We start from the raw sequence: 11,000 nt of genomic DNA, 5'->3' as shown, positions 1-11,000 counted from the left end.
GTTCGACATTCGGGGCTAACGGCGATAGCCGGTTTTGTCGAACTCGGGGGTCCAGTGTGTTGGACACGCGGGTCTGGAGTGTTGGACACGCGAGGGGCGGGGGACGGGCGGCGGGGACACCGGTGGTTCGCCTAGGGTTGGGTCGTGAGTACACATTTCAATGTCGTGGTTCTCGGTGCCGGGCCCGGTGGGTACGTGGCCGCGGTACGGGCGACCCAGCTCGGGCTCTCCACCGCGGTCATCGAGGAGAAGTACTGGGGCGGCGTGTGCCTCAACGTCGGCTGTATCCCCTCCAAGGCGCTCCTCCGCAACGCCGAGCTCGCCCACATCTTCAACAACGAGGCGAAGACTTTCGGCATCGAGGTCGACGGCACCGTCCGGTTCGACTTCGGCGCCGCGCACGCACGCAGCCGCACCGTCGCCGACGGGCGGGTCAAGGGTGTGCACTACCTGATGAAGAAGAACGGCATCACCGAGTACACCGGGCGAGGCACGTTCACCGGCCCGAACAGCATCGAGGTCAACGGTGAGACCGTGACCTTCGACCACTGCGTCATCGCGGCCGGGGCCTCCGCCAAGCTGCTGCCCGGCACATCGCTGTCCGAGCGCGTGGTCACGTTCGAGGAGCAGATCCTCACCGACGAGCTGCCCGGCAGCATCATCATCGCCGGCGCGGGCGCCATCGGCGTCGAGTTCGCCTACGTGCTCGCCAACTACGGCGTGGACGTCACGATCGTCGAGTTCCTCGACCGGCTCGTGCCGCTCGAGGACGTCGAGGTCTCCAAGGAGCTGGCGCGGCACTACCGCAAGCTCGGGGTCACCGTCCTGACCTCGACCCGCGTCGAGTCGATCGACGACTCAGGCGACCAGGTCACGGTCGAGGTCTCCGCAGGCGGCGAGAAGAAGACGCTCAAGGCCGACAAGGTCCTGCAGGCCATCGGGTTCCAGCCGAACATCGAGGGCTACGGCCTCGAGACCGCCGGCGTGGCGACGACCGACCGCGGCGCCATCGACATCGACGAGTACGGCCGCACCAACGTGCCGCACATCTTCGCGATCGGTGACGTGACGGCGAAGCTCATGCTCGCCCACAACGCCGAGGCCATGGGCATCGTCGCCGTCGAGACCATCGCCGGTGCGGAGACCATGCCGATCGACTACCGCATGGTGCCGCGCGCCACGTACTGCCAGCCGCAGATCGCGAGCTTCGGCTACACCGAGGAGCAGGCCCGCGAGGCCGGCTTCGACGTCCAGGTCGCCAAGTTCCCGTTCACCGCGAACGGCAAGTCGCACGGCCTCGGCGACGCTCGCGGGTTCGTGAAGCTGCTGTCGGACAAGAAGTACGGCGAGCTGCTCGGCGGTCACCTCATCGGGCCGGACGTCACCGAACTGCTGCCCGAGCTGACGCTGGGTCAGCAGTGGGACCTGACCGTCCACGAGATGGCCCGCAACATCCACGCCCACCCGACGCTGGGCGAAGCGGTCAAGGAAGCCATCCACGGCCTGGCCGGCCACATGATCAACCTCTGACGAGCGGAGTGCCGCCGCGCCACTGGCGTGGCGGCACTCCGCTCGTCAGCCCACGGCCCGCCACGCGTTGGTCGTGCAGTGGACCTCGCCGCCGCCCCGGTGCGCCCAGCCGATGTCCTCCACCCAGCGGACCCGCACGCCGGGCACGACCGTCGCCGCCTTGAAGATGTCCACGCCGCCAACGACCGGCGCGTGCGGGTCCGGTGCCGCAAACGTTTGCGCATCCACGGACAGGCCGTTCGGGATGCCCGGTGACGCCGCCACGAACAGGTCGACACCCCTCGGCTTCGTGAACAGCACCGGCACCCGCACCAGCTCCTCGGCACGCAGCCCGGTCTCCGCCAGCAACACCGCGACCTGGTCGTCGATGTGCCGCGCGGCCTCCTCGTTGTCCGCGAGGAACTGGGCGCTGCCCAGCAGCGAGTCGATCGACTCCGTCAGGCGGCCGGTGAACCGCGCCGCGCCGGCGCCCGCTTCGGCGGCCGACCGCAACGTCGACACGGCCAGCCGGGGATCGGCCACCATCAGTGTCCAGCCACGCGCGTTGGCGGCCCGGACCACGTGCGTCGTCTCGTCGGCGTGCCCCACCAGCAGCCACGACGTGTCGATCACCACGGGCGGTTGTTGCCCCTGGCTCGTCAACAACCCCACGAACGCCGGATCCGGCGTCAGGTCGCCGGCCGGGTCCGACCCGTACACCAGCCGCCCCTTCGGATACCCCCGGTACGGCGGCAGCGACTCGATGTTGCCGGTCGCGTTCCGCAGGTCCTTCACGGCGTTCCGGCCGTCGTCCACCAGCTCCTGCACGACCGCCACGTCCGGACCACGCAGGTCACGGAACACCGCCCGCGCCGCCGGTCGCGGCGTGCGCACCCCGTCGACGTCCCAGATGTTCGCCGAGCGGATCGCGAACCGCATCGTCTGACCGTTCGCCCGCGCGTAGGCCGGTTCGAAGAAGTCCTGCCACCAGTTGTCCTGCCACCACATGTCGGTGCCGGTCAGGTACCGCATGGGCGCCGAGGAGAGCCCCGCGCTGAACGACTCCCAGTCGTACGGCTCCCAGGCCGGGTCCAGCCAGGTCCATCCGGATGGGTGCCCGGCTCCGTCGCCGGGCCGTGCGGCGAACACCGTCGTCGCGCGCTGCAGGTCGTGCTGCAGCATCAGCGGCGCCACCCTCAGGTGATGGCTGACCGCGTGTCCACCGGTCGTGAGCGTGACGGTCACCCGCCCGTCCCAGCCCGGCCGGCGCACGTCCTTGGCTTCTACGCCCAGCTCGACACCACGCCGCAGCTCGCCGGCCGACAGCGAGGACGCCGGCTCCCACGTGCCACCGCGCCGCACGAACACCCGCGCCCGTCTCGACACCGTGACCTGCCCCGGACCGTCGGCCCGTGCTCGCAGACGCGCCAGGTCCCGCTCGTCGGCGCGGCCGTTGACCACCTCGTCCGCCGCGTCATGGCACGCGGCCAGCTCGGCGTCGACCTCGGCGCCGAGCGCGTTCATCTGTGACTCGTCGACCTGACAGCGGCGACTGTCGTCGTCCAGGTTCGGCAGGACGACGACCGCCCCGGTCAGCGCGGCCGGTGTGGCGCTCGCCGGCGTGGCGACGAGCCCGCCCGCGAGCGCCAGCAGCGCCGCGATCCCCTTGTACCGCAACGTTTTCCTCCCTCGGTCTCGATACCGAGAAACCTAGGGAGGTCGCCGCGAGCCGTCGTCAGTCGTTAGGTGGAGGCGCGGTCGGTACCTCGGAGGACGGGACGCAACGCGTCCAGCACCGCCGGGTCCTCGATCGTCGACGGGACCGCCTCGTCGCGGCCGTTGGCGATGCCACGCATGGTCTTGCGCAGGATCTTGCCCGAGCGGGTCTTCGGTAGCCCGTCCACGACCGACACGTCCCGGAACGCCGCCACCGGGCCGATGTCGCGGCGCACCGCGGCGACCAGCTCGTCCCGCAACGTCGACTCGTCGATCTCGACGCCGGCCTTCAGTACGACGAACCCACGCGGCACCTGCCCCTTCACCGCGTCGGCGACGCCGATCACCGCGCACTCGGCCACCGCGGGGTGCGACGCCAGCACCGCCTCCATCGACCCGGTCGACAGGCGGTGCCCGGCCACGTTGATCACGTCGTCGGTACGGCCCATGACGTACACGTAGCCGTCGTCGTCGATGTAGCCGCCGTCGCCGGTCAGGTAGTAGCCGGGGTAGCGGGACAGGTACGACTCGACGTACCGCTCGTCGTCGCCCCACAAGGTCGGCAGGGTGCCCGGTGGCAACGGCAGCCTGATGGCGATCGCGCCTTCCGTGCCACGCGGCACCTCCGCGCCCGCGCCGTCGAGGATCCGCACGTCGTAGCCCGGCACCGGCACAGACGGCGAGCCCGGCTTGAGCGGCAGGTCGTCGAGCCCGCGCGGGTTCGAGCAGATCGGCCAGCCGGTCTCCGTCTGCCACCAGTGGTCGACGACCGGCACGCCGAGCTTGTCGGTCGCCCAGTGGTAGGTCTCCGGGTCGAGCCGCTCGCCGGCCAGGAACAGCGTCCGGAACCCGGACAGGTCGTACTTGCCCAGTTCGGTCGCCGACGGATCCACGCGCTTGATCGCCCGGAACGCGGTCGGCGCCGTGAACAACGCCTTCACCCCGTACTCGGAGATGACCCGCCAGAACGCGCCCGCATCCGGGGTCCCGACGGGTTTGCCCTCGTAGAGCACGGTTGTCGCGCCGGTCAACAGCGGGGCGTACACGATATAGGAGTGGCCGACGACCCAGCCGACGTCCGACGCGGTCCACCACACGTCGCCGGGGTGGATGTCGTAGACGTTCCGCAGCGACCAGGACAACGCCACCGCGTGACCGCCGTTGTCCCGCACGACGCCCTTCGGCTTACCGGTCGTGCCCGACGTGTACAGGATGTAGAGAGGATCGGTGGCCTTGACCGGTACACATGCCACCGGTTCCGCGTCGGCGACCAGTTCGTCCCAGTCGACGTCCCGCTCACCGAGCGTCGCGCGGGCCGCCTCGCGCTGCAACACGACCACCTTGTCCGGCTGGTGCTTCGTCGACGCCAGTGCCTCGTCGATGATCGGCTTGTACTCGACGATCCTGGTCGGCTCGATGCCGCAGGACGCGGCCACGATCACCCTGGGCTCGGCGTCCTCGATCCGGCTCGCCAGCTCCTTCGGCGCGAACCCGCCGAACACCACCGAGTGCACGGCGCCGAGCCGGGCACACGCGAGCATCGCGACCACCGCCCGTGGCACCATGGGCATGTAGATGATCACTCGGTCGCCCTTGCCGACGCCAAGCGAGCGCAGGGCACCGGCGAACACCGCGACCTCGTCCCGCAACTCACGGTAGGTGAACGACGCTTTGCTGTCCGTCACGGGCGAGTCGTAGATGAGGGCGGTCTGGTCCGCCCTACCGCCGTCGACGTGCCGATCGAGCGCGTTGTGGCAGGTGTTCAGCACGCCGTCCGGGAACCATCGGTACAGCGGAGCCGTGTTGTCGTCGAGGGCCGTGGCCGGCGGGGTCTCCCAGTCGAGCGACCCGGCTGCCGCCAACCAGAAGGCTTCCGGGTCCGCGAGACTTCGCTGGTACGCGTCCTGGTAGCTACCCATGGATGTTGAACCTATCTCGTTGCGGCAACCTGGTCACTGTTCTCAACGTCGACATAACAGGTCGACATAGGGTGGAACGACGAACGTGTTCATCTGGTCTGATGGAGAGACAGGGAGGGAGCGGCGGTGAACCTGCTCGTAGATATGGGTAGCTCGCTGCTCTCCCTGGCCCACAGCATCTTCCGGCCCGAGCTTTGCCCAGGTGACTGGGTGTGGGCATCGGTCATGGCCGGGTTCCTGGTCGGTTTGCTGCCGCCGCTTGGCGCGATGCTGATCGCGCTGGTCCGCAAGGGCACCGGCAACACCTACAACGCGGTCACGCTGTCGGTGTTCGGCGTGCTCGGGGGCGTGTTCGCGTTCCTGCTGCCGTGGCTGTACACGATGGGCGCGTCGGAGACGTTCCGGACGGTGTTCGTCAACCTGGAGACGGGTGTCCGGCCGGTGAGCTCCAACACCGGGCTGCCGGCAGACGAGGTCGCCACGCTGGAGCGGGTCTTCTGCCTGGACGACCCCCAGGGCACGTTCCTCGGTGGCCGGGCCAACGTCTACGAGGTGCTGATCTACCCGTTCGAGAGCGGCCCGATGCTGGTGCTGCGGTACACGATGCTGATCGTGGTGCCGGCGATCGCGCTGCTGTTCGTGTGGCTGCAGGGCCGGCTCGCGTTCCGCCGGGGACCCAAGTGGCCGGGCCGGTTCTTCTGGCTGCCGTTCCTCGCCGCGCTGCTGCTGAGCGCCTCGGTCGCCGTGAACGTGGCCACCTACATGTGGGTCGGGCTGCTGCTGGCCAGCGTGCTCGGGCTCCTGCCGCTGCTGGTGATCGGCCCGCCGAGCTGGTCGACGATCGAGCGTCGTACCAAGCAGGAAGCACTCAAGGAGCAGGCGCCCCCGCCGCCTGCCGTGACACCCAACAAGCAGAAACCACCGCCGACCATGATGTCGAACCAGCAGAAGCCGCCCCCGTACGTGCCGCCGCCCAAGCCGCCGCCGTACCAGCCGCAGCCGCCGTCCCAGCCCGTGCGGACGCCGCCGCCCACCAAGGTGGCGCCCCGAATGCCGGAACCGGAGCCGAACCGGCCCGCGCTCGCGGCGCTGGCGGCCGACCCGGGCCCGCTGCCGTTCGCGTCGGAGAAGCCGACGTCGGTGCTGAGGCCGGCGAGTGGCCGGTTCCAGAAGCTCAAGCAGCTCGGCACCGGTGGCTTCGGCACCGTGTGGCTCGCGAAGGACACGCAGCTCAACCGCACCGTCGCGATCAAGATGGCGCACGCGCCGGACGCGGAGACCGAGGAGCGGATGCTGCGTGAGGGGCGTGCGCTCGCTGCCGTGCACCACCCGAACTGCGTGCGCGTGTACGACATCGTGCAGGAGGCCGACGGCCTCGGCCTGATCATGGAGTTCATCGAGGGCGACCAGCTGGCGGAGGTCGTGCACGGCCGGGGCACGCTCTCGGACCTGCAGGCCGCCCGCCTGTGGCTGACGATGGCCGGCGCGCTGTCCGCGGCACACGAGAAGGGCGTGCTGCACCGCGACATCAAGCCGGCGAACGTGATCGTCGACCCGTCGGGCATGCCGCACCTGATCGACTTCGGCATCGCCCGCTCGAAGGGTGACCAGACGCTGACCGCCGCCGGCATGATGGTCGGCACGCCGGACTTCCTGGCCCCGGAGACGGCGACGGGCGCGACGGCCACTCCGGCCTCCGACGCGTGGCAGCTGGCGGCGACCGTGAGCTTCGCGTTGGCCGGCCACCCACCCCGTGGTGTCCGCGAGAACGCGATGGCCGCGCTGATGGCCGCGGCGAAGGCGGAGCCCCTGTCCCACCTCCCGCAGCGCAGCACCCACCTGCGCCTGCTGGCGGCCTCGCTGGACAAGGACCCGACCCGCCGCCCGACCCTGGCGGCCGTGCAGCGCGAGATGACCGCGTGGATCGCCCGTGCCGGCCAGGAGACCGCCGGCCCGGTGACCAAGATCGTCCCGCGCGCACAGATCAACCCGCGCTAGGCGTGTTCGAACCGTCACTGTTCACGCGCCTGCGACCGGCCGAACGTGTGCTGGTCGCAGGCGCGGGCGGCGGGTTCGACGTGTACGCGGGCCTGCCGATCGCGTTCGCTCAGCACGCGGCTGGCAAGCAGGTGTGCCGCCTACGAGATGCTGGTTGAACACCTCGGGCTCGACGCGATCGTGCTGGTTGACGGGGCACGGACATCCTCATGCGCGGTGATGAGGCCGGGCTCGGCACGCCGGAGGAGGACATGTCCAGCCTCGCCGCCGTGGCCGGCCTGCCGGACCGGCTGGTCAGACTGGTGGCGTGCCTCGGCTTCGGCATCGACTCCTACCACGGCGTCTGCCACGCGCATGTGCTGGAGAACCTGGCCGCACTGCAGCGTGCCGGTGCCTACCTCGGCGCCTTCTCCATCTCGCCGGACTCACCGGAGGCCATCGCGTACCTGGACGCGGTCGCTCACGCGGAAAGGTCCACCCCGGCACGGCCAAGCATCGAGGCCCATCGGGCGGCACTCACCGACGTGCGTGCCCGGCGTTCGTTCCCGCACTGACCGTTCCGGTCGCGGATCCTGGCGGCCTGGACGGGTTCAGAGGGGGAACTTCACGCCGGTGAGGTCCTCGGAGACGGTCCACAGGCGCCGCTGAAGGGCGACGTCGTAGGACTGGTTGCTGGAGGTGACCACCTCCGGGTGTCCTCGGGACTCGCCCAGCCCGTCCGGGCCGTAGTACTGGCCGCCAAGGACGGCGGGATCGGTGGCGGCACGCAGGGTCGGCAGCGCACCCATGGTCGCTTTCTGTGCGATCAGTGGCGTGACCAGCCGGGCGCCCAGGCGGACGGCGGTGGGGACGTTGCGGATGAGCTCGGTGTCGGACATGCCCGGGTGCGCGGCGGTGGCGACGGTGGTGCCGTGCCGTGCGAGCCGGCGTTGCAGCTCATAGGTGAACAGCAGGTTCGCGAGCTTCGACTGCGCGTAGGCGGCCATCCGGCTGTAGGACCGCTCCCACTGCAGGTCGTCGAAGTGGATCGCGGCGCGAACGCGGTGGCCGATGCTGCTGACGGTCACCACCCGCGAGTCGGGCACACCCAGCAGCAGGTCCAGCACCTGCCCGGTGAACGCGAAGTGCCCGAGGTGGTTGGTGCCGAACTGCAGCTCGAAGCCGTCCCGGGTGGTCTGCTTGGGCGTGTACATCACGCCGGCGTTGTTGATCAGCAGGTCGATCCGGTCGTGCTTGGTGTGCAGTTCGGCCGCGGCGTGGCCGATGGACTCCAGCGAGGACAGGTCCAGCTCCTGAACGGTGACGTCGCCGGAGATCCGCGCGGCCGCCTGCTTGCCCTTCTCGACGTCGCGCACGGCCAGCACGACCGACGCGCCGTGTTCCGCGAGGGCCCGCGCCGTCTCGAAGCCGAGGCCGGTGTTGGCGCCGGTCACGACCGCCACCCTGCCGGTCTGGTTGGGGATCTCGCGCTCAGTCCACTTCATTTCTTCCTCCATTACGGACCGGTGGTCTCTTACGAGTTCGACAGTAAGAGACCGGTGGTCTGGTGTCAAGAGACCCCTGGTCTGTAAACTGTGGACATGACGTTCCAGCGGGCACGCAGTGAGGAGCAGCGAGAGATCCGGCGCCGGACGATCCTCGACACGGCGTTGGCCATGCTCGACGAGATGCCCGTGGCCGAGCTGAGCCTCAACGAGCTGAGCCGGCGGGTCGGCCTGGCCAAGTCGAACGTGCTGCGCTACTTCGAGACCCGCGAGGCGGTGCTGATCGAGCTGCTGGAGCAGGCCATGGCGAGGTGGCAGGAGCGGTTGTCAGAGGCACTCGCCGCTGCCGTCGATCCGCGGCTTCCCGCGAAGGAGCGGGGTAACCAGCTGGCCGCCGTGGTCAGCCGGTCCCTGGCGGACGACACGGTGTTGTGCGAGCTCATCAGCGCGCAGGCCGGCGTCCTGGAGCGCAACGTGTCCGTCGACGTCGTCGTGAGCCACAAGCGGTTCACCACGGCCTACCTCGGGTCCATGGTCGAGCTGGTCCAACGGCACGTGCCGGAGCTGGGTGACGGCGCCCGGTCGGTGTGCCTGATGGCCTTCATCCTGGCCGGCGCCCTGTCGACCTACTGCCGGCCCTCCGCCAGCGTGCTGGCGGCCTACGCGACGGACCCGGCGCTGGCCGAGCTCCGGATGGACCTGCCCAGGGAGTTGGAGAACGCCGTCGCCACGCTCGTCGCCGGCACCCTGGCCAGGGGCTAGCGCCAGGAGGGCAGCCAGAGCTCCTGTTGCCAGTGGGTTTCCGTGATCGAGTCGCCGTTCAGGATGGGCCACAGCCACACGAAGTTGGCGACCACCACGCCCACGTACAGGGCCACCACGAGCAGACCGGTGCCTCTGCGTTCGTAGCCGTCCCGGGCGGTGCCCATGATCTGGCCCAGCACCAGGACGATGCCCAGCACCAGGAACGCGGGCAACGGGGTGGCGTAGAAGTAGTACATCTGCCGGTCGAGGTTGGCGAACCACGGCAGCAGCCCCGCCATGTACGCCACCACGAACGCCGCGTACCGCCAGTCCATCCGGCCGATCATGCGCCACAGGCCCCAGCCGAGCACCGGCAGCGACACCCACCACAGCGCGGGCGTGCCGACCAGCATTGTCGCGCTGACGCACCGCTGCTCACCACACGAGACGGTGCCGCCGTCGTAGTAGTAGAGCATCGGCCGCAGCCCCATGGGCCATGTCCACGGCTTGGACTCCCACGGGTGCTGGCCGGTCGCGGGGGTCACCAGGTGCTCGTGGAAGTTCAGCACGTTGCCCGAGTACTGCCACAGCGACCGTAACGCCATCGGCAGGACGTCGTACCAGCCGTGATGGCCCGCCTCGTCGGCCAGGTGCCGGTCGACGCCCGTCTCGGACATGAACCAGCCCCACCACGTGGACAGGTACACGAGCAAAGCGACCCCGACGAAGGCCCACAGCCCCGGCAGCAGGTCACGCAGGATCGTGCCCCGCCACGGTCGTGCGACGCCGGCGGCCCGACGTGCCGTGACGTCCCAGAGCACGGTCAGCACGCCGAACGCCATCACAAAGAAGATGCCCGACCACTTGGCCCCGCACGCGAGCCCGAGCGACACCCCGGCGAGGAACCGCCACCAGCGGAAACCCAGCCACGGCCCGTACGCCGACTCGGTCACCCAGCCCTCGCGGGCGGCGATCGCGAGCCGTTGTCGCACCTGGTCGCGGTCCAGCAACAGACAGCCGAACGCCATCAGCACGAAGAACGCCAGGAAGATGTCCAGCATCCCCATGCGGCTCTGCACGTGGGACACGCCGTCGCTGATCAGCAGCACGCCGGCGATCCCGCCGAGCAGGGTCGACCTCGTCAGCCGCCGTGCGATCCGGATGATCATGAGGATCATGAGCGAGCCGCAGAGCGCGGCGGTGAACCGCCAGCCCCAGGCGTTGTAGCCGAACAGCCACTCACCGATCGCGATCATCTGCTTGCCGAGTGGCGGGTGCACGGTCAGCTCGTAGGCGGGGTTGTCCTCGTACCCGCCGTTGCGCAGGAACTCCCACGCCTGCGGCACGTAGTGCTTCTCGTCGAAGACGGGTGTGCCCTTGTCGGTGGGGAAGCCGAGGTTCTGCAGCCGCACGAACCCGCCGAAGACCGCCAGGAAGCCCGCCACCAGCCAGCCACGTAGCCGGTCGGTCGGCATGGGCTTGCCGACCAGGTGGACCTCGGCGAGGTCGGCCTCGGACAGGGGCTTCCCGCCGGGGCCACCCAAGCTGGGCGACACCGCAGCCGGGCGGTCGGCGAGAAGACTCACGGGCAATGATCGTAGGCAACGCGGTGTGTCATCCGCGTCGGGAT

9 protein-coding genes are annotated in these 11,000 nt (G+C 69.7%); 5 read left to right on the top strand and 4 right to left on the bottom strand.

What is annotated here, in order from left to right:
- Positions 1 to 144: 144 nt before the first annotated feature.
- A complete protein-coding gene (gene lpdA / locus VF106_RS04650; protein ID WP_330838293.1) occupies positions 145 to 1,530 on the top strand; it encodes a dihydrolipoyl dehydrogenase in 1,386 nt (461 codons plus the stop codon).
- A 45-nt stretch (positions 1,531 to 1,575) separates the two neighbouring features.
- Here the strand turns inward: lpdA and VF106_RS04645 are convergent, their stop codons facing one another.
- On the bottom strand, positions 1,576 to 3,186 hold the full coding sequence (locus tag VF106_RS04645; RefSeq protein ID WP_330838292.1) for a protein-arginine deiminase family protein: 1,611 nt from the start codon (positions 3,184 to 3,186) through the stop codon (positions 1,576 to 1,578).
- A gap of 65 nt (positions 3,187 to 3,251) precedes the next feature.
- The gene (locus tag VF106_RS04640; protein WP_330838291.1) at positions 3,252 to 5,144 is read right to left on the bottom strand and encodes a propionyl-CoA synthetase; all 1,893 of its coding nucleotides are present in this window, start codon (positions 5,142 to 5,144) and stop codon (positions 3,252 to 3,254) included.
- Positions 5,145 to 5,288: 144 nt separating this feature from the next.
- Between VF106_RS04640 and VF106_RS04635 the strand changes: the two genes are divergently transcribed.
- From VF106_RS04635 to VF106_RS04625, 3 genes are read left to right on the top strand one after another with little or no spacing between them, the layout of a single operon-like run.
- Positions 5,289 to 7,142, top strand: coding sequence for a serine/threonine-protein kinase (locus VF106_RS04635; protein WP_414638862.1), 1,854 nt, complete (start codon positions 5,289 to 5,291; stop codon positions 7,140 to 7,142).
- A gap of 2 nt (positions 7,143 to 7,144) precedes the next feature.
- Positions 7,145 to 7,300: a hypothetical protein gene (locus tag VF106_RS04630; RefSeq protein WP_330838289.1), complete on the top strand. Its 156-nt coding sequence runs from the start codon at positions 7,145 to 7,147 to the stop codon at positions 7,298 to 7,300.
- A gap of 45 nt (positions 7,301 to 7,345) precedes the next feature.
- Entirely contained in the window at positions 7,346 to 7,696 is a 351-nt protein-coding gene (locus tag VF106_RS04625; protein WP_330838340.1) for a DUF1152 domain-containing protein, read from the top strand.
- Positions 7,697 to 7,732: 36 nt separating this feature from the next.
- Here VF106_RS04625 and VF106_RS04620 read toward each other — a convergent pair whose 3' ends face one another.
- Complete coding sequence (locus tag VF106_RS04620; RefSeq protein ID WP_330838288.1) at positions 7,733 to 8,626, bottom strand: SDR family NAD(P)-dependent oxidoreductase; 894 nt, start codon at positions 8,624 to 8,626, stop codon at positions 7,733 to 7,735.
- Positions 8,627 to 8,722: 96 nt separating this feature from the next.
- On the opposite strand from VF106_RS04620, the gene VF106_RS04615 reads away from it, so the two are divergent.
- Positions 8,723 to 9,388 (top strand): TetR/AcrR family transcriptional regulator, encoded by a 666-nt coding sequence (locus VF106_RS04615; protein WP_330838287.1) that lies wholly within the window; start codon positions 8,723 to 8,725, stop codon positions 9,386 to 9,388.
- Here VF106_RS04615 and VF106_RS04610 read toward each other — a convergent pair.
- Positions 9,385 to 10,926, bottom strand: coding sequence for a dolichyl-phosphate-mannose--protein mannosyltransferase (locus VF106_RS04610; protein ID WP_414638860.1), 1,542 nt, complete (start codon positions 10,924 to 10,926; stop codon positions 9,385 to 9,387). The genes VF106_RS04615 and VF106_RS04610 overlap by 4 nt on opposite strands.
- Positions 10,927 to 11,000: the final 74 nt, after the last annotated feature.

It is taken from the genome of Actinophytocola sp., assembly GCF_036378875.1.
GTDB lineage: Bacteria > Actinomycetota > Actinomycetes > Mycobacteriales > Pseudonocardiaceae > Actinophytocola.
Note: the sequence above shows the minus strand (reverse complement) of the source record. Positions and strands in the feature narration are given on the sequence as shown.